A 20,465-nucleotide genomic window follows, 5' to 3' on the forward strand; every position below is an offset into this window, starting at 1 on the left:
ACGCGAGTGATGCTTAAATTCTCTATGTCAAAACAAGCTGGATTTACCTTAGTAGAATTAGTAACGACCATCATCTTGATTTCAATTCTTGCTGTGGTTGTACTGCCACGCCTGTTTACTCAGTCTTCCTACAGTGCCTATAGTTTACGTAACGAGTTCATTAGCGAGCTGCGTCAAGTACAGCAAAAAGCGCTCAATAATACCGACAGATGTTTTCGTGTAACTGTTTCTGGCACTGGCTATCAAGTGAGTCAATTCTCTGCCCGAAATGGGGCGGTTTGTTCTGGTACTGCATTATCGCCAAACCCGCTTTATACCCAAGCTTTTCAAGGTGGTGCTCAATTAGTGCTAGTGAGCACTAACAGCAGCAACTTTACCCTTGATTTCGATATCAATGGCCGACTTTTTCCAAGCTGTAATGGTGATTGTATTCGCGTGACCGCAAATGACACTGTGATGATTAATATATCCTCCGAGGGCTATATTTATGCGAAGTAATGCTCTCTCTAAAGGCCATATTCAAGCCCGCCTGTTGGGTTTTACCCTTATCGAATTAGTCATTGGTATGTTAGTGATTGGCATTGCAATAGTGATGCTAACCAGCATGTTATTCCCCCAAGCTGATCGTGCGGCCAGTACCTTACATAGAGTACGCAGTGCTGAGCTTGCACATTCGGTGATGAATGAAATCTGGGGTAAACGTTACGATCAAAACACTAATGCCAATGGTGGCACACCAGCCTGTGGTAGTCCGCTCGGTAGTAATTGTCCAACGTCATTAGGCCCTGAGTTCGGTGAGAGTCGTAACAACTTTAACGATGTGGATGATTACAAAGGCTTAAATGAAACCGCGACTATGCTCAATTCGACCCAAACCTATGCAAATGCTTATCCTAACTATCACTTAAGCGTCACAGTTGCCTATGGCGCAGTGTCCAATACTAAGCTAGTGACGATTAATGTGACTACGCCCGACAACGAAGTGATTACTTACAATATGGTGAGGAGTAATTACTGATGGCCTCACCTTTATCTACGGTTAATAAAAAATCCACACTAGGTTTTACCTTGGTCGAGATGGTCACCGTTATCTTGATTCTGGGGATTCTTGTGGTCGGGGTGAGTAGCTTTATTATTTTTGGTACGCGGATTTTTGTGGAGTCGAGTTCAGTCGATCAGGTACTCAGTCAGAGCCGTTTTGCCGTTGAGCGAATGACCCGTGAGCTACGTAGTGCTTTGCCCAACAGTGTGCGTCTTAATAGCGATTCGCTGACCTATCAATGTGTTGAATTTGTACCGATCGAGGCCAGCACGACTTATCTTGCTATGCCAATTATCCCCGCTGCGGCCGCGAGTACTGGCATAGTTATTCTAGATAATACCGCGAGTGCGATTCGCGTGAATCAATTCGCTTGGATCTATCCCTTGGTTGACGCCGATGTGTATAGCAGCGCGAGACAAAAACGAGCACAGATTAAAACACCTCCTCTGACCTTGGCTAATCAAGTGACACTGACTTTTACTGCGCCAACACGTTTTGCCGAAGCATCACCACGACAAAGGATCTATTTTGGTTCGAGTCCTGTGAGCTATTGCTTTGAAAAGGGGGCAAGCGGTAATGATTTGCAAATAGTGCGTTATGCTGGTTATAACTTTAATACCGTTCAACCAAATCCAGCCACTATGGGCACGGGCGTGCTAATGGCGCAAAGTGTGGCAAATGTTTTAAATAATGGTGCTGATTTACCGCTGATTTTAACGCCATCTAGCCTAGTGAATAATGCCATGGTGCATTTACAACCGCGGTTTAATGTAAATGGTGAGACGTTCCAATATCGACATCAAGTGCAGGTGATCAATGTCCCTTAATTCACATTGTCGCTCGGTAGGGCGTAACTCAGCATCCAGATCATCACTATCAAGATCGTCCTCTCACGCTCTGCCTGCGCGTCAACACGGCAGTGCATTGATTATTGGCGTATTTGTGATCACTGTGATGTTTCTACTGGCGTCAGCCCTGATCAATATTGTGCAGGATGGGGATACTGGATTAACCCAAGAGGTGTGGGGGACTCGTGCCTTTGCTGCCGCGAACAGTGGCGCCGATGCCGCATTGGCAACATTGTTCCCATTAAATGGTTTAGTTGGCATTTGCCCTGCAACGAGCACTTGGAATCCACCTAATGTAACTGGTTTCCATGCCTGCACTGTGACCTTGACGTGCAAAGCCTATGCGGTAGGTACAACCACCCAATATCGAATCAACAGTAAAGCAGTATGTGAAAGCGGCGAGACCCGTGTTAGCCGACAAGTTGAGGTAGAAGCTCGTGGGAATTAATCTTTTTTATCGTGCCATATTGGCAGCACTTATCTTGAGTTTTCCCTCGTCAGTGATGGCATTCGACCCTATTGACCAGACTGTTATTTTTGCCAAGGTTGCTCAAGGACACCATGGTGATAATTCTAATGTATGCCATCAAATATCATCGGCACAGCTGATGATAAACGGTAATGGCATCATTAATGGTACTGGTGGTGCTAGATTAGATTATTGTTCGAGTAACGATGGCAGCGGGCTTGCTGATAACAGTTGTGATAACGGGTCTGGTGGAGTGCGAAAATGTACTATTGATGGCAGTGATATTCGAGGGTTAAATTTAACTGGGAACAACGCTTTTTTATCGAGTAGCGGCGCTGGTGGCGGTTATGGTTCTTGTAATACTGGCGAGCAATTAACGCTTGGTGGTAATGGGCAAAGTCAGTTTAGCAATGTTTCGCTTTATTCTGCTTGTACTCTGACTCTATCGGCAACTCAAAATGAGTATCGATTTAACGCTATCGCTATTGGGGGTGGCGCGACACTCGTTTTACCTGAAGGGGACTATTGGGTAGATAGTTTTACTTTGAATCAAGATGCTAAGGTGATTTTGCAAGGCAATGTCCGCATTTTTATAAAGCAACAGTTTGAATTAAATGGCAGTAAATTCAATGAAAATAATGCTGCTTCTGCTCTTATTATCGGTTATAGCAATATTCAGCTAAATAGTGATGCTGTACTCAATGGGCGAGTTTATAGCGATGCAACATTAAGTCTAAATAATAACTCGATTATCAATGGCCGAGTCACCAGCCGTTATTTGGTTATGAGTAGTGGTCGTATTAATGATTATGTACCGGTATTACAGTGTTTTAATGACACTTTCTCCCAAAGTGCATTAAGCAGTGATTGGGTCGTTTCCCGTAGCAGTGGCACTTTTACTCCATCTATTCGAAGTGGTCGATTACGCTTAACCGAAGCTAAATCTGACCAATCTACGGCATCTACCTATCAAAGACTCTTTCCTGGAAAAGCTAACTTAGTGGAGATCCAGTTTGATCACTATGCCTATGGTGGCAATGGTGCCGACGGCATTGCGGTAGTGTTATCGGATGCTTCTATAACGCCGCAGCCTGGTGCCTTTGGCGGTCCATTGGGTTACGGTTATAAACCTGGTATTAATGGGTTCGCGGGTGGTTGGCTTGGGTTTGGTATTGATGAGTTCGGTAACTTCTCTGGTGAAGGCGGTAGTTCTAATGTCGGCCAGCGACGCCAGTCCGTTGCGGTTCGCGGTTCGGGTGTCGGCACGTCAGGGTATAATTATTTACGCGGCGCTTGTAGTAATGGCACTACTAATACGAACGGTAGTTGCTTATCGCCTGCGGTAGACGGCAATAATGTATCGCCTGCGCACAGGTATAAAATCACAATTGATTCGCAAGCCGCGAATCAATCTATTGTGAAAATTGAGCGTAATACAGGTTCGGGTTTTGTGACTTTAGTTCCCGCATTTAACGCCGCAGCACAAAATGGTCAGGCGGCCATTCCAAGTGATTTTTTATTGTCTTTAACGGGCTCAACGGGGGGCTCAAATAACAACCACGAAATCGATAACGTGCAAATTTGTGCGTTAAAATCGAATCCTATTGGTGCTCAGATCGATCATTTTGAGTTTGATCATACGGGTCAAGGTCTGACCTGTAATGCTGAGACGGTAACGATTAGAGCCTGTGCCAATGCCAATTGTAGTCAACTCTTTACTGCACCTATTAGCGCAACCTTATTACCTGATTCTGCGGCAGATGGCGTATGGGTTGGCGGTAATCAAGTGAGCTTTAGCGGTGGCACGGCGCAACTGCAACTGAGGCGAAATACTCCCGGTGTAGTGACTTTAGGGGTGAAGGGCTCTAATCCCACCACCAAACCCTTAAGCAAAACCCTTTGCCGTATTGGTAATGGTGGCTTGAGTGAGAACAATTGTTCACTCACCTTTGCCGACAGTGGTTTTGTATTCGATGTACCCGATAAGCGTGCGAATCGCCCCGAGCAAGTGTTAGTCAAAGCGGTGAAGAAATCCGATGTGACGAAGCAGTGTGTCCCAAGCTTCCAAAGCCAGACCAAAACGCTGAATTTCTGGAGCAGTTACCAAACGCCAAGCGCGCCTATCTCGCCTAAAGCCGTCACCATCAACAATACGGCAATTGGCACCTCGAGTACCTTGCCTACGGCGGTGAACCTGCTGTTTGATACCAACGGACAAGCAAGCATTTCAGTCAATTACCCTGATGCAGGTAAATTACAATTAGATGCAAAATATACAGGTACTGGTGATGAACAGGGCTTAGTCATGGCAGGTTCAGACCAATTTGTCAGCGTACCAGCGGGATTGTGTGTTAAGCCTGTAGATGCCAATGCTAGCTGCTCAAGCGCGAATATGACGTGTAATGTCTATCGTAAAGCGGGTCAAACCTTTGGCATGACGGTGCAAGCTATGGCTTGGCAGGTAGATAATGATAGCGATTTTTGTAGTGGTAATCTGCCAACGCCCAATTTTATTGATACTGCTATGACACTAGCCAGTAAAGTGATCGCTCCAACTCTAGCCAGTGGCGCGAACAATGGTGTGTTAGGTGTAACTTCTTACAGCCATAGCGCGCAAATTAATAATCTGAATACCATCAATAATCAAACGATTAGCGAGGTTGGAGTATTCCAGATTTCAGCTACGGCCAAGGCTAATTACCTTGGTTCTGCGAGTAGTTTAAATATCCCTACCGCAAATTCTGTCAATATTGGCCGTTTTGTGCCCGATAGATTTTTAGTCAGTAACGTATCGGTCATACCCGCCTGCGGCGGCTTTAGCTATATGGATCAGTTGTTCCCTATGTCGATGGAGCTCAGTGCTTTAAATATCGCGGGGGATATAACGAAAAACTATTTCCCGCCATTTTCCCTCGCCACGGCAAAACTGGTGGGAGAAAACAACAATAATGGTGTCGATTTACAGAGTCGCTTAAGTGACTTACGTATAAAGGCTGATAGTTGGAATCAAGGTGTGGCGACGGTCGATGCTTCTTACCAAGCTAACTTTAGTCGGGTGACCCCAAATGTGGCGACGAATCTGTATCAGGATGGCCCCTTCGAGCTGCTCGATATTGGCGTGCAATTGATGGATAACGATCCTCGGCCGAATGGGCTTTACAGCTATGTGGCCTCACCAGACATGGATGCGGCATCTACAGGCACTTGCACTAACTGTAATGCTAAGAAAATCAGCACTCAAACCCTTCGTCATGGCCGTGTGGTGATGGATAACACCTATGGTCCTGAGACAGAAATACTGCGTATGCCGACTCGAGCCGAATATTGGAATGGCAGCAGCTGGGCCTTAAATACTGCCGATAACTGCACAACGGCAGTGTATGCTTTGGGTTCGCAGGTTGATCGTTCCGCTCTGGGTTACAATTTTGATCCCGACTTAGTGGCGGGACAAAGTGTTGTGCGTTCTGGCGGGACTGCAACATTCCAAGCTGGCCAATTTGAGTTGCTTTGGCAAGCCGTTACAACAAGTGGGTTGCCATACCGCGGCCAAGTGACGGCGCCCTTGGATGTGCCGACATGGCTAGAATGGTACTGGAATTGGAATGGCGTATCGCCAACAGGGGTCACTGAACCGCGGGCAAGTGCGTATTTTGGTCGTTATCGAGGGCATGACAAAATAATCTATTGGCGTGAGGTAAACTAATCTGAGTTATTTCTCTCATTAAATTGAACTCAGGCTTTCCCTTGAAATGGGCTGTCATTTTACTTATTAGAAGTCGACGAAAACGCTTGTAACAGATTCTAAATGCAATGCCTTAGTTTGATATTTGTTGCTGAATTGTGTGTTTACTCGTTTTTTGTTGCTGATATTTTCGTCAATAAACAGTATTTTCCGCTTAAATACTGTTTTTTACGTGGCGATTTGAAAAAAAATCACTTCATTAGCGATTGTTAACCTCATCGGTCTTGTGGAATCAGGGTGGCATTGATAAAGTTAGCTGATTTTTCTTTTCTTCTGACTCCACAGAATACAGGCTAGTTACATGTTTAAGAAGCTACGCGGCATTTTTTCTAATGATCTATCGATCGATTTGGGTACAGCTAACACATTAATTTATGTTCGTGGCGAAGGCATAGTCCTCAATGAGCCTTCTGTTGTTGCTATACGTGGTGAGCGTAGTGGCTCCGGTCAGAAATCTGTTGCCGCGGTCGGCACAGAAGCTAAACAAATGCTAGGCAGAACGCCTGGCAATATCCAAGCTATCCGCCCAATGAAGGACGGTGTTATTGCAGATTTTTATGTGACGGAGAAAATGTTGCAGCACTTTATTAAACAAGTGCACAACAATAGCTTTTTTCGTCCAAGTCCACGCGTGCTTGTGTGTGTGCCCGTTGGTGCTACTCAAGTAGAACGCCGTGCTATTCGTGAATCAGCCATGGGCGCTGGTGCTCGCGAAGTGTATTTAATTGAAGAACCAATGGCAGCTGCGATTGGTGCGGGTTTACCCGTATCTGAAGCGACCGGCTCTATGGTGGTGGATATCGGTGGTGGTACCACTGAAGTCGCGATTATTTCACTTAATGGTGTAGTGTATTCGTCTTCGGTACGTATCGGCGGTGATAAGTTTGATGATGCGATCATCAACTATGTCCGCCGTAATTACGGGAGCTTGATTGGTGAAGCCACGGCTGAGCGTATCAAGCACACTATCGGCACTGCTTATCCTGGCGACGAAGTGCTCGAGATCGAAGTCCGCGGCCGTAATTTGGCAGAAGGTGTACCTCGTAGCTTTACACTGAACAGCAATGAAATTTTAGAAGCCTTACAAGAGCCATTATCTGGCATCGTAAGTGCTGTGATGGTGGCGTTAGAACAATCTCCACCAGAATTAGCTTCAGATATTTCTGAGCGCGGTATGGTGTTAACTGGCGGCGGCGCTTTATTGCGTGATTTAGACCGTTTATTAATGCAAGAAACCGGAATTCCTGTAATGGTGGCGGACGATCCATTGACCTGCGTAGCACGTGGCGGTGGTAAAGCCCTCGAAATGATTGATATGCACGGCGGCGATCTGTTCTCCGAAGAAACCTAATTTAACTTCGGTATGGGGCGGTTAATCACCGCCTTAGCTTTCCTATGAAGCCAATTTTTGTTCGTGGTATTTCAAACCAATTCCGTCTGACACTGGCAATTATTTTGTCGGTGGCTTTGCTCGTGGCTAATCATCGCCTCGATCCTGTACGGCAATCGTTATCCTCTTTTTTTAGTCCATTGCAGTATTTAGCGAGCGTGCCCGGTGTTGCGCTTGACTGGTCGTCTGAAAGTTTTGCCACCCGCAATATGTTAGCGTTGCAGAATAAAGAGCTGCTCAGGCAGCAACTGCTGATGAGTGAACGCTTACAGCGTTTCGAACACTTACGCCAAGAAAATGAACGTTTACGCGCACTGTTGGGCTCACCAGCCTACCTTGATTCGCGCAAAATGGTGGCTGAAGTATTGGAGGTTGCTAGCGATCCTTTCCATCACTATGCGGTGTTAAACCATGGTTCACGCAGTGGTGTATTTGTTGGGCAGCCTGTGGTCGATGCTCAAGGGGTTGTTGGCCAAGTGGTACAAGTCAGTGAAATAACCAGTAGGGTGTTATTGCTCTCCGATGTATCACACGGATTACCTGTGCGTATCACCCGTAATGATGTGCGCCTTGTTGCCAATGGTACGGGTGAGCTAGATGAAATAGAACTGCGCCATGTGGCCAAGAGTACTGACATTCGTGTCGGCGATTTGCTGGTCACATCAGGTTTAGGGAATCGTTTCCCGGAAGGTTATCCGGTTGCGCGGGTAATGGAAGTGTTGACTGAAGATGGCCAAAGTTACGCTCGAGTCACCGCCCAGCCTTTAGCGGCGTTAGATCGTATTCGTTATTTATTGTTGATTTGGCCATCCCCCGATTCTGGTGTGACCTTACCGAGTCAGCCTACCGTGCCTGCTGCGGATCATTCATCGAGCGATAATGTATCAAAAGCAGATAGCGCTGTTCCTGCTGGCGGAAGTGTCACGCCAGCAGAGGCTTCTAAACCTGTGACCGCGCCTGCGACCAAACCGTCAACGGAAACCACTCCTCCTGTGGCTGAGGTGCATTAATGAGTTTTCAGGCCGCCAATGGGCGCTTTATTGTTTGGGTGACATTATTTATCGGCGTGATCAGCCAGATCATGCCTTTACCAAGTGCTGTTGATGCTTGGCGTCCAGACTGGCTATTAATGATTGTTCTCTATTGGTCTATCGCATTACCCCACAGATACAACATCTTAACCGCATGGGTTTTAGGCCTAGTATTAGATATTTTATTGGGAGCCACCTTAGGTGTGCGCTCTTTAGCCATGTCTTTGGTTATTTATATTGCTATCTTGCATTGCCAGCGTTTGCGAAACTTCCCTCAATGGCAGCAGTCGTTAGTGATCATGCTACTGATTTGTATTTATCACTTAGTGATTTATTGGGTGGAATTTGTGATGCAAGAGGCTGTTTTCAAAACGGATCTATTTTTACCTGCGATTTCAGGATTAGTGATCTGGCCTTGGATATTTTGGATTTTACGTCGGGTTCGACGTCATTATAAGGTTCGTTAACTGTGGATTTAGTTTTAGCTTCAACTTCGCCACGTCGCAAAGAATTATTGGCACAGATTGGATTCGGTCGTCCTGAGTTTAGTTTCACGCAAGTGGCACCGGATATTGATGAAACTGTGCAACAGGGCGAAGAGCCAAGGGATTATGTTCGACGTTTAGCTGCTGAAAAAGCCCAAGCTGGACTGGCATTATGCGCAGATATGTCACAGCCTGCTGTATTAGGTTCTGATACTATCGTGGTGCTTGAAAATCAAATATTAGGTAAACCGCTGGATGTGGCCGATGCTAAGCAAACGCTCAGTGAACTGTCTGGCCGAACGCATACTGTGATGACGGCTGTAGCACTGACCTACAAAGCAGGCGAGTCTGACTCAATCTTAAAAACCTCAGTGCGCTTAGTTGAAACACAAGTGCGTTTTTGCGCTTTATCGACAGCTGACATTGAGGCTTATGTGGCTTCAAAAGAGCCCATGGATAAGGCGGGCAGTTATGGCATTCAAGGACTTGGCGGTTGCTTTGTGGCTGCAATTGAAGGCAGTTATTCTGGCGTTGTAGGTTTACCTCTGGTTGAAACGCGTGAGTTGTTAGCCGAAATTGGTTTTATTTAACTGCTGCTGGTTGCTTATATTGCGATTTTGGCTTGAGGTTAGAATGAACCTTATTGGCGTTTAGGGCTCTGAATCGAGTACTCCAATGACGTTGACCTTGTTCCTTTATTCGGTTTTCATGCTTAGAGAGTTTGTAACTTCGATTAATTAATCTAGTTTCCCGAATGGGGTGAGTCGTGAATACCAGTCGCTTAAATCCAAATAAAATACAGCGCAAGATGGGTTCAGAATTACTGATCAACGTAACTCCATCTGAGGCGCGCGTTGCTTTAGTTGAGCATGGTGTGCTGCAAGAAGTCCATATTGAACGCCGGATGAAACGGGGTTTAGTGGGGAATATTTACAAAGGTAAAATCAGCCGTGTGTTACCCGGTATGCAAGCCGCCTTTGTCGATATTGGCTTAGATAAAGCGGCTTTTTTACATGCGTCCGACATAGTACCGCACACTGAGTGTGTCGCCGATGTTGAGAAAGGTCATTTCGTTGTTCGTGATATCGCCGAGTTAGTCCGTCAAGGGCAAGACATTATGGTGCAAGTGGTTAAAGATCCGCTGGGCACTAAGGGCGCACGCCTAACGACCGATATCACGCTGCCTTCCCGTTATTTAGTCTTTATGCCAGGTTCTAGCCATGTGGGTGTTTCCCAGCGTATTGAACTTGAAGAAGAACGCAGTCGCCTCAAACAAATTACTTTGCCCTATGTTGATGATGACGGTGGTTTTATTATCCGCACCGCCGCCGAAGGCGTAGGGGAAGATGAGTTATCCCAAGATGCGGCATTTTTACGCCGAGTTTGGTCAAAGGTGAGTGAGCGACGTAAACGCAGTGGTGTGTCGCTCCTGTATCAAGATTTAGCCTTACCTGTGCGCATTGTGCGTGATTTTGTCGGTACTGAGCTGGACCGTATTCAAGTGGATTCTCGCCGCACTTTTGCCGAGTTGCAGTCTTTTGCGCAGGAGTTTATGCCAGAGATTGCCGATAAGATTGAGCACTATTCAGGACCTGCGCCTATTTTTGATCTCTATGATGTGGAGAACGAAATTCAACGTGCACTCGGCCGTAAAGTCGAGCTCAAGTCTGGTGGCTATTTGATCATAGATCAAACCGAAGCCATGACGACTGTGGATATCAATACCGGCGCCTTTGTGGGGCATAGGAATCTTGAAGAAACCATTTTTAATACCAACCTCGAAGCGACCCAAGCGATAGCGAGGCAGTTACGTCTGCGTAATCTCGGCGGCATCATTATTATTGATTTTATCGACATGATGACGGCGGATCATAAGGCTCGTGTTCTTAGCAGCTTAACCAGCGCTTTGTCTAAAGACAGGGTGAAAACCAATGTGAGTGGTTTTTCGGGGTTAGGTCTAGTCGAAATGACCCGTAAGCGTACCCGCGAAAGTTTAGAGCATGTCGTCTGCGGCGAATGTCCGGCCTGCCATGGCACGGGGAGCATGAAGACAGTCGAGACGGTTTCCTATGAGGTCTTTCGCGAAATAATCCGTTTAAACCGTGCCTACGATGCTGATGAGTTCCTGCTGTACTGTTCGCCTGCCGTGTATCAAAGTCTGCATACCGATGATAATCATCTTATTGCTGAACTTGAGGTTTACATAGGTAAGCGCATCCGTTTGCAAAATGAGCCTATGTACTCACAGCACAAATATGATGTGGTGATGATGTAGTGGCTACGCTTTTTACTGCAAAAAAATTTAGCCGTTTTTGTTGGCAATTTCTGGCGCTTATTTTGGTCTTGTTTGCGCTTGCCGTCAGTTTGATCCGTGGCTTATTACCGCAGGTTGATGAAGTTCGCCAGCAACTGGTGAATTACGTAAAAAGCGAATATAAAGTCGATGTGCAAGTGGGGGAGTTATCCGCCCATTGGCAGGCATTTGGCCCTGCAATTAACATCGATGACTTAGTGATCCCGCCACAGGAACAACTGCCTGTGACCTTGATGATCAAGAACGTACAAGTGAAGTTAGATTTTTGGCAATCGCTGCTCACGCTCACCCCGCGAATCGAAGATGTTATTTTTGAGGGTGTCCATGTCGCTTTAGACATGGATAAGCTTACCGAGAACGATCCCGCCACAATCAATAAAGCCCCGCAACTCGATTGGCTCTATGCCCTGTTGCTCAAACAACTCGATAGATTCTCCTTAACCAATGCCACAGTGCAATTGCTGAGCATGCACCAAGAGTTTCGCCCGATCCATATCCGTCATTTGAACTGGCGCAATCAGGGTGAACGTCACCGCGGTGCGGGAGAGTTGTATCTTGATAGTCATGCCTCTGAGCATGAATCTCTCGGATTACAGTTAGATATCAAGGGCGATGGTGCAAATCCCGACAGTTTGACTGGGCAGATTTATTTGGCGGCTAACTCTTTGGATTTAGGTGAATGGGCTTCACGTCAGCCTAATCCCTATGATTCCACTCAAAAGTTACCCTTAGAAGGGGTTGTCAATCTTAAGGCTTGGCTTACGTTTGCCGACCGCAGCATCAGTTCTGCTATGGTTCATTTTGAGCCGAGCTGGCTGCAATGGACATTAAAGCAAGAGCCGCAGAAATTTGAAATTCAAGCGGGCGATATTGTCTGGCAGCCAAAGGCGACAGGTTGGGAAGTGCAAAGTTCAGGACTGGATTTTGTCACCAATGGTGAGCATTGGCCGGCATTAACGCTGGCCGCGAAGCGTCAAAACGATGAATTATTTGCCTATGTGAATCAAGTTAATACTCAGAGTCTATTGCCGCTGCTGCCGCTATTTCCTGGAGTCGATAGAGCCGTATTACGTCAATGGCATGCGTTAGCTCCCGAGGCTAGTATTGGACCAATCCGCCTGTATCAAAAAGCCGACCAGCCTTTGCTCGCCAGTACCGAAGTGAAGCAGTTGCATTGGCAGAAGGTTGACGGTATTCCCAATACTCATCCTGTAGATGTGAACCTGCGCTGGCAAGATAAGACGCTGTATTTCTCTCTACCTGAACAAGTGTACGCCCTTGATTTTGGTGATGAATTTTCGGCGCCATTAGTGTTCAATGGGGCGCCCATTGATGGTCAATTCGATACTGAACATCTGAGTTTAAATGTGCCTCAGTTGCAGCTTGAAAACGAAGATATCGGCGTTGATGCGGCATTGAATTTGAACTTTAGCGGTGCTGCACACATGGCGTTGGCGGCCAATGTTCGTATCAACAATGTGGCCAATGCCGACAAGTATTTCCCTAATAAGGCGATGGGTGAATCACTGGCCGAGTATTTGGATACTGGGCTTAAAGCGGGTCAGACCCAAGATGCGCAAGTTGTTTGGCGTGGCCCGTTAAGTGGTTTTCCCTTCGACGATAATAGCGGCGTGTTTCAGGCAGCATTTACCTTAACAGATGCCAAATTTCAGTTTCAACCCGACTGGCCAGCGGTCACAGATCTGTCCCTTAACGCTTTGTTTGAAAATACCCGCATGGATCTTTGGTTAAACCAAGGCAAGCTGATGAATGTGGATGCCACAGGGGCCCATGTATTTATTCCCGCCATTGGTGAACAGACGCTGCTAAGGATTGAAGCCGAACTTGCTACTCAAGGCAGTGCGGCGACTAAGGTGTTACAAGCCTCACCTTTGGCGAACTCAGTAGGCAAAACCTTAGATGTCGTGCAAGTGCAAGGTGCTGTCACTGGCACTTTAGACATCAGCATTCCACTGTATGAAGGTGAAGCTGAAGATATTCGAGGTCAAATCCGTTTTGATAACACACCGGTATATATTGCTCAGCCAGGGCTTCAACTTCATGGCGTGACTGGTGTTGTCGACTTTGCGAATGAAGTTGTGACAGGAAAAGGCATCAAAGCGCGGTTGTTCGAACAACCGCTCAGTTTAACTTTCGACACTCAGCCTAAAGGTAAAGATTTTGGCCTTAATCTTTCGCTGAAAAGTCGTTGGGATCTCAGCCGTCTCCCCGATGAATTACACAATCCCTTGAGCGATTTTTATCAGGGAAAAATCAGTTGGGACGGTGCTATGACTATGCTATTTACTGAGCAAGGTTATCAAATCCAAGCCAAAGTGACTTCGGATATGCTGGGGACGCAACTGTTACTTCCAGGATACTTTGCTAAACCCGAAAATGAACCACGACCTTTAGTCGCCGAGTTTGTTGGTGATCAAGATAATGCGACGCTCGATGTCAAACTTGCCAGTCATGCCGAGTTTATCGGTGGTTTCGATGCCGATAAAGGCGCAAATTTTAGTTATTTTGACTTGTTATTGGGGCGTTTGTTTGGTGAGGATGAAGCCAGAAATACGGAACAAGGTCATATTCAAGTCGATCTCGGTAAGGCCAAATTAGCCGAATGGTTACCTGTGATTAATGCCTTTGTTGGTCAAGAGAAAATACCGAAAACGGGCATTTTAGTTGATGATATTCCCCATAAAAGTTTATTTCCCGCGGTGGTGAGCATCGATTCTCATATCGGTCGGCTCGATCTTTTAGGGCAAGAACTGACGGAGCTTAGACTTAATGCTAAGCCTAACGAGACGGGATGGCGTTTTAATACCGTTGCCAACGAATTTGACGGTTGGATCGATTTCTATCCAAATTGGAAAACTCAAGGTCTCAAAGTTGTGGCGAATAAATTTTATTTTTCACCTGAGGTAAAGCCGAACACGGATGCCGATTTTGCCAGTGATCAAGTGCTTACTAACTTGCCGCCCGTGGCAGTGAATGTGGAAGATTTTCGTTTCTTCGATAAATCCTTTGGAAAGCTAGTTTTGCAGGCGAGCCCACAAGCGGCAGGATATAAGATTCAAACATTGTCTTTGACTACGCCCAATGTCAATTTGCAGGGCAGTGGCATTTGGCAGCAACAGGCTGGACAGAATAAAACTGATCTCAGTGTTGAGTTAAATGCCACTCAGTTTAGTTATCTATCTGCTCAATTGGGTATAGAGCCTGGCGTTAATGAAGCCCCCTTGAAGGTGAATGCGGACTTATCTTGGCAAGGTGCTCCCTATGCCTTCTCCCTCGAAACCTTAAATGGCAAGGTGAAATTCAACTTAGGCAAAGGTCACTTATCTCAGGTGAGTGACAAGGGCGCGCGGATTTTCTCCCTGTTCAGTTTAGATTCTCTGGTGCGTAAACTGTCGCTGGATTTCACCGATGTCTTCGGTCAGGGCATGTATTTCAACTCTTTCAATGGCAATCTGCAGATTGATAATGGCGTGGTGAAAACCACAGACACTGAAATGGATGCCATCGCGGGTAATATGAAGGTGCGTGGCTATACGGATCTCACCACTGAAAGTTTGAATTACGATATCCGCTTTGTGCCGCAATTGGCCTCAAGTGTGCCGACTGTCGTATTGCTCAGTACCAGCGCTTGGACACTGGGTCTGGGGGCCTTTGCCCTGACAAAAGTGCTTGAGCCTGTGATTGAAGTGATTTCAGAAATTCGTTTTCGGGTGACTGGGACTATGGCAGAGCCTGTGGTCGAAGAGTTAGAGCGTAAGAGTAAAGAGATTGAAATTCCAGAATCTATTTTACCTGTGGTTGGCGTTGAGCGCCCAGCGGTGCCGACTGAAGCCGCGAGTCATAACGCCGATATCACTCAGCCGGTAGAGACTAAATCGACCGAGGCTCAATTAACAGAAGCTAAGCCAACTGAAACTAAGTTAATTGAAGCTCAGTCAACTGAAGTCAAACCAAGCAACGCTAAATCTGAACCACAGCTTCAAGCAACACAACCAGAAGCGATCGAGTCACAAGACGTTAAGCCTAAAGAGGTCAGATCTGAAGAATCAAAGTCAGAAGAGCTAATGCCAGCAACAGATCAAATTAAAGCGCCCGATTTAAAGCGGGAGCAACCTCAAGCGACGCCTTCGCCTGAAGCGCCGAACACGCCTGCCACACCAGAGAATCAGCCAGCAGTAGAACCGATTAAGCAAATTCAGGGAGAGCAAAATGCACATCAGCCTGTTGCAATGTCAGAGCAGTCGCGACGTCAGCGCCAATCTGCAGTTTATCGAATCGCAGCTTAACGAACTCAAACGGGATGTCGATGCGCCCCATTTAGTCGTGTTGCCCGAATGCAGTTTACTGTTTGGTGGCCATGAAAGTCAGCAACTTGCCTATGCGGGCGATGTTCATCAGAGTCCGCTCAAATCGGCGTTAAGTGCACTGGCCGCCAAGTATCGGGTGTTTATGGTCGCGGGGACTATTCCGGCGTTGGCTGAGGATGGTCGTGTCTATAGTCGCAGTTATCTGTTTGATGATAAAGGTGATACTTTAGGGCATTACGATAAACTGCACCTTTTTGATGTGGATGTTGCCGATGGTACAAAACAATATCGCGAGAGCGAAACCTTCTGCCCCGGTGATCACATTAGTGTTATCGATACACCTTTTGGCAAAATTGGCTTAACCATCTGTTATGATTTACGCTTTCCCGACTTGTTTAGGGCGATGCGTCTTGCGGGTGCCGAGATTATTGCAGTCCCTTCTGCCTTCACCAAGGTGACGGGGGAATCCCATTGGCAAGTATTGCTACAGGCCAGAGCGATTGAAACCCAATGCGTTATTCTTGCTGCAGCTCAGTGGGGACAGCATAACGAAGGCAGTCGAGAAACCTGGGGGCAGAGCATGATAGTCGGTCCTTGGGGGAATATTTTGGCTGAACTCAAAACCGGTACAGGTTGGGTACAGGCTGAGGTCGACTTAACCGAACTGCACAGTATTCGCAGTAAAATGCCCGTCATGCAGCATAATCGTTTCCTTGAACCAAGCTTGAAATAATGTTCCAGTAGCCAGCAGACGAGTTGAAATGCTGAATTTGCGCTTGAGTCGATACGCAGCATTAACACATAGAATTAGTACACCGAATTTACACTCAGAATATCAAGATCCCTTGGGGTCAAAGAGAGCATAGATGCCATTTTTAGCACAAGTAGAGCAAAGTTTATTGAAGAATGGGTTAGCGTTAGATGGCCTGCAAACCTATCTAAACACCATACATCAGCACAAAATCGATTATTCCGATCTCTATTTTCAAGGTAGTCGCCACGAATCTTGGGTGCTGGAAGACGGCATCATCAAAGACGGTAGTTTCCATATTGAACGCGGTGTGGGTGTGCGGGCCATCAGCGGTGAGAAAACGGGTTTTGCCTATGCAGATGATATCACTCCTGCCGCCTTAAGCGCTGCAGTACAGGCTGCCCGTGGCATTGCTAGTGCGGGTGAGCAGACTCAGGTACAAGCCTTTAAACGTCAAAAAGCATTGGCGTTATACGACAGCTTAGATCCGATTGCGGCGATGGAAGAAGTCAAAAAAATCAACCTGCTGAAAGAAGCCGATGCTTTTATTCGCAGTCTAGATAGCCGGATTATTCAAGTGGTGGTTAGCCTTGCTGGTGTGCACGAAGAAATCCTCGTTGCTGCGAGTGATGGCACTCTGGCGGCCGATATCCGTCCTCTGGTGCGTTTTAACTGTAGCGTGATTTTGGAAGAAAACGGTAAACGTGAACGTGGTGGCGCTGGTGGTGGTGGTCGTCATGACTACGGCTTGTTAATGGCAAGCGATGACACAGGTTTACCTATGTGTTTCGCCTTTGCCCGCGAAGCCGTGCGTCAAGCGCAAGTTAACCTTAACGCCATCGATGCACCAGCGGGTGAAATGCCAGTGGTGTTAGGTAATGGCTGGCCCGGTGTATTGCTCCACGAAGCGGTTGGACATGGTTTAGAAGGCGACTTTAACCGTAAGGGCAGCAGTGCCTTTAGCGGCAAGGTTGGTCAGCAAGTTGCGTCTAAGTTAGTGACTGTGGTCGACGATGGCACCTTGCCTAATCGTCGTGGTTCACTCAGCATCGACGATGAAGGTGTACAAACCCAAAGAACCGTATTGATTGAAGACGGTATTTTAAAGGGTTACATCCAAGACAAACTCAATGCTCGCTTAATGGGTGTTGCGCCAACGGGTAACGGTCGCCGCGAATCCTACGCGCATTTGCCTATGCCACGTATGACCAATACTTATATGACGGCCGGTGAGTCAGATCCCAGTGAGATTATTAAGTCAGTGAAGAAGGGTATTTACGCCCCTAACTTTGGCGGTGGTCAAGTTGATATCACTTCGGGTAAGTTTGTGTTCTCAGCATCCGAAGCCTATTTGATTGAAAATGGTGAAGTTACTCAAGCCATTAAGGGTGCTACTTTAATCGGTAATGGCCCTGAGGCTATGAGCCAGATTTCTATGGTCGGTAACGATATGGCTTTAGATCAAGGTGTGGGCGTTTGTGGTAAAGACGGTCAAAGTGTGCCTGTGGGTGTGGGTCAACCGACCCTAAAACTCGATAAGCTCACCGTGGGCGGAACAGCATAAAACCTAGAACCTTACGTCTATAGGTTCTAGTCGCTACCCACCATGAATGTTATCATTCGCAAAGGAAATTAGAGTAACTACTCTAGAGGTGTTAATGAAACTATCACGTGTAGTCTGGCTTTGCCTATTATCATTGCCTTCGGCTGGCTATGCTCAGCCGATTAGCTTTACTGATGCTTGGCAGCAAGTGCTGAAGGTGAGCGACAAATTGCAAGCGCAATCGCAGGAAGTTAACCGCGCTAAGGGTGAACAAGAGGCGGGCGAGAGCTTAAATTTGCCCTCATTAGACATTCGCGGTAACTATATTCATTTGGATAAACCGATTGAGTTTGATCTGAAAGAATTAAATTCTGTGATTTCTATCCCGCCATCGCTTGGGGGCATTATTGCGGGTATTCCGCCGCTGCCCTTAAGTGAACAAGATATTTTTAGCGCCAGCTTACAGGCAATGTGGCCGATTTATACGGGCGGACAAATCACTGCGGCTCAAGGTATACACGCGGCTATGGTGGCCGAGAAGCAACAAGAATTACAATTGGCTACTCGTGATTTATTTACCCTGCTGGTGGATAGATATTACGCTGTCGATGTGACGTTGGCATTGGTGAATACTCAGACTGATCTGGTTGGCTCGTTAGCTAAGCATGTTGATCATGCTTTAGCACTAGAGCGCGAAGGGCAAATTGCGAAGGTTGAGCGCCTCAATGCGCAGGTCGCCCTAGACAATGCTAAAGTCAATTTAGGCAGTGCTCGTCGGCAACACGAAATGGCAGTGATCGCGCTGGCACGTATGTTACAGCAAAGTCAGGTGAGCACAAATTCTCCCTTATTTGTACTGCCACAGGCTCCTTCATTCGCTCAACTCAGCCAAATTACCCTGAGCCAACATCCGGCGCTCAAATTACTCGAAGCGAAAGAAACGCAAGCGAACGGTTTAATAGCGTTGGAAAAAGGTAAATACCATCCAACGGTTTTCCTCTTCGGTAACTACACCTTGTATGAAGAAGACACACTCTTGACGAGCATCACACCTGACTGGATGGTTGGGGTTGGGGTCAATGTGCCACTGATCAGCCGCGATGGTCGTAGCGGTAAGGTCGAAGCGGCGAAAAGTGCACTCTTACAAGCTCGTTATACCAAGGCACAAACTAAACAAGACTTGAGCCTGCTGGTGGATCAAAGCTATCGCCAATTATTACAGGCCGAGGAAGAAGTGACGGCGCTCGATACTTCGCTCGAACTTGCTATTGAAAACCTGCGTCTTAGGGAAATCGCCTTTAATCAAGGGCTTTCAACCTCTATCGACAGAGTCGATGCGGAGCTGAAACTGAGCGCAGTGAAAACTCAGCAATTGGCTGCCCGTTATCGTTACGTGCAAGCCTATGCCAGATTAATGGCCATTAGTGGTCAACTAGATGAATTTATCGGTCGTACCACAGCCCCTACCCAAGTGCAGGAGACAAACAATGCGCGCTAACAGAATACTTGCCCTTGTGGCGTTGGTCGCATTAGGCCTTATCTTAGCCTATGGACTTAAGCTCGCTTATAGCCCGCAGCCGAGTTTGTTGCAGGGCCAGATTGAAGCCCGTGAGTACAATGTTTCGTCCAAGGTGCCAGGCCGAGTCGAGCAAGTGCTCGTGCGCCGCGGTGATAGTGTGGCCCAAGGGGATTTATTATTCGCGATCCGCAGTCCTGAGCTAGATGCAAAGTTAATGCAGGCCGAAGGTGGCCGTGATGCCGCTAAGGCGATGCAGCTAGAAGCCAACAACGGTGCTCGCAGTCAAGAAGTGATGGCAGCCAAGGAGCAATGGCTCAAGGCGCAGGCGGCGGCAACGCTCGCTAAAACCACTTATACCCGAGTCGAAAACTTATTTAACGAAGGTGTGGCGGCAAGACAAAAACGCGATGAAGCCTTTACCCAATGGCAAGCGGCAAAATACACAGAACAAGCAGCCTTAGCCATGTATCAAATGGCAGAAGAAGGCGCGCGGACGGAAACCAAAGTGGCTGCGGCAGGTAATGCCCGTAAGGCTGAAGGTGCAGTGAAAGAAGTTAGCGCCATTATGGAAGATAGCCAAATGCGCGCACCTAAATCGGGTGAGATCAGCGACGTGCTGTTACAGGCAGGTGAATTGGCACCCAGTGGTTTTCCGATTGTCAGTCTGATTGATATGCAGGATGCTTGGGCCGTGTTCCAAGTGCGAGAAGACCAACTTAAACGTTTCAAAAAAGGTCAAAAAATTCAATTAACGATTCCGGCACTCGGGCAGGATGTGGATTTTACTGTGTCCCATATCAGTGTGATGGGTGAGTTTGCCACTTGGCGTTCGACCGAAAGTGGCCATGATTTTGATATGCGAACCTTTGAAGTGGAATTGCGTCCAAACCAGCCGATTACCGATCTGCGTGTCGGCATGTCTGTGCTGCTGCGTAGTGAGTAAAAGTCGTGACTGAACGTACGCCTCACGCCAACGTGGCGGACAAGATTAAGGGCGAATCAC

The 20,465-nt window shown here is 47.1% G+C and carries 15 protein-coding genes; all 15 read left to right on the forward strand.

The genetic code is table 11. The features are described 5' to 3' along the window. Window positions 1–9 precede the first annotated feature (9 nt). The 15 genes from L5M28_RS04930 to L5M28_RS05000 all read left to right on the forward strand — a co-directional run bounded on the left by L5M28_RS04930 (window position 10) and on the right by L5M28_RS05000 (window position 20,405). Complete coding sequence (locus L5M28_RS04930; protein ID WP_263148081.1) at window positions 10–498, forward strand: type II secretion system protein; 489 nt, start codon at window positions 10–12, stop codon at window positions 496–498. Continuing rightward, a complete protein-coding gene (locus L5M28_RS04935) occupies window positions 488–1,018 on the forward strand; it encodes a type II secretion system protein (protein ID WP_263148050.1) in 531 nt (176 codons plus the stop codon). The genes L5M28_RS04930 and L5M28_RS04935 overlap by 11 nt, the downstream gene beginning before the upstream one ends. Beyond that, the gene (locus L5M28_RS04940) at window positions 1,018–1,869 is read left to right on the forward strand and encodes a PilW family protein (protein ID WP_263148052.1); all 852 of its coding nucleotides are present in this window, start codon (window positions 1,018–1,020) and stop codon (window positions 1,867–1,869) included. Before L5M28_RS04935 ends, L5M28_RS04940 begins: the two co-directional genes overlap by 1 nt. Continuing rightward, on the forward strand, window positions 1,859–2,338 hold the full coding sequence (locus L5M28_RS04945) for an MSHA biogenesis protein MshP (RefSeq protein ID WP_263148054.1): 480 nt from the start codon (window positions 1,859–1,861) through the stop codon (window positions 2,336–2,338). The genes L5M28_RS04940 and L5M28_RS04945 overlap by 11 nt, the downstream gene beginning before the upstream one ends. Then, on the forward strand, window positions 2,328–6,062 hold the full coding sequence (locus L5M28_RS04950; RefSeq protein ID WP_263148056.1) for a DUF6701 domain-containing protein: 3,735 nt from the start codon (window positions 2,328–2,330) through the stop codon (window positions 6,060–6,062). The genes L5M28_RS04945 and L5M28_RS04950 overlap by 11 nt, the downstream gene beginning before the upstream one ends. 340 nt (window positions 6,063–6,402) lie before the next feature. Then, window positions 6,403–7,452 (forward strand): rod shape-determining protein, encoded by a 1,050-nt coding sequence (locus L5M28_RS04955; protein ID WP_105251284.1) that lies wholly within the window; start codon window positions 6,403–6,405, stop codon window positions 7,450–7,452. Between the two features lie 44 nt (window positions 7,453–7,496). Beyond that, window positions 7,497–8,501 (forward strand): rod shape-determining protein MreC, encoded by a 1,005-nt coding sequence (gene mreC / locus L5M28_RS04960; protein ID WP_263202654.1) that lies wholly within the window; start codon window positions 7,497–7,499, stop codon window positions 8,499–8,501. After that, window positions 8,501–8,989, forward strand: a complete 489-nt coding sequence (gene mreD / locus L5M28_RS04965; protein WP_105251286.1) for a rod shape-determining protein MreD — start codon at window positions 8,501–8,503, stop codon at window positions 8,987–8,989. The genes mreC and mreD overlap by 1 nt, the downstream gene beginning before the upstream one ends. A 2-nt stretch (window positions 8,990–8,991) precedes the next feature. Further along, window positions 8,992–9,597: a Maf family protein gene (locus L5M28_RS04970; RefSeq protein WP_263202655.1), complete on the forward strand. Its 606-nt coding sequence runs from the start codon at window positions 8,992–8,994 to the stop codon at window positions 9,595–9,597. Between the two features lie 218 nt (window positions 9,598–9,815). Beyond that, entirely contained in the window at window positions 9,816–11,282 is a 1,467-nt protein-coding gene (gene rng, locus L5M28_RS04975; RefSeq protein WP_168825804.1) for a ribonuclease G, read from the forward strand. Next, complete coding sequence (locus tag L5M28_RS04980) at window positions 11,282–15,628, forward strand: YhdP family protein (RefSeq protein ID WP_263202656.1); 4,347 nt, start codon at window positions 11,282–11,284, stop codon at window positions 15,626–15,628. The genes rng and L5M28_RS04980 overlap by 1 nt, the downstream gene beginning before the upstream one ends. After that, entirely contained in the window at window positions 15,552–16,382 is an 831-nt protein-coding gene (locus tag L5M28_RS04985; protein ID WP_263202657.1) for a carbon-nitrogen hydrolase family protein, read from the forward strand. Before L5M28_RS04980 ends, L5M28_RS04985 begins: the two co-directional genes overlap by 77 nt. A 133-nt stretch (window positions 16,383–16,515) precedes the next feature. Continuing rightward, window positions 16,516–17,964 (forward strand): metalloprotease TldD, encoded by a 1,449-nt coding sequence (gene tldD / locus L5M28_RS04990; protein WP_263202659.1) that lies wholly within the window; start codon window positions 16,516–16,518, stop codon window positions 17,962–17,964. A gap of 94 nt (window positions 17,965–18,058) precedes the next feature. Beyond that, on the forward strand, window positions 18,059–19,441 hold the full coding sequence (locus L5M28_RS04995; protein ID WP_263172904.1) for a TolC family protein: 1,383 nt from the start codon (window positions 18,059–18,061) through the stop codon (window positions 19,439–19,441). After that, on the forward strand, window positions 19,431–20,405 hold the full coding sequence (locus L5M28_RS05000) for an HlyD family secretion protein (RefSeq protein ID WP_168825663.1): 975 nt from the start codon (window positions 19,431–19,433) through the stop codon (window positions 20,403–20,405). Before L5M28_RS04995 ends, L5M28_RS05000 begins: the two co-directional genes overlap by 11 nt. Window positions 20,406–20,465: the final 60 nt, after the last annotated feature.

The sequence above is a fragment of the Shewanella sp. SW32 genome (assembly GCF_025653365.1).
Classification (GTDB): domain Bacteria; phylum Pseudomonadota; class Gammaproteobacteria; order Enterobacterales; family Shewanellaceae; genus Shewanella; species Shewanella oncorhynchi.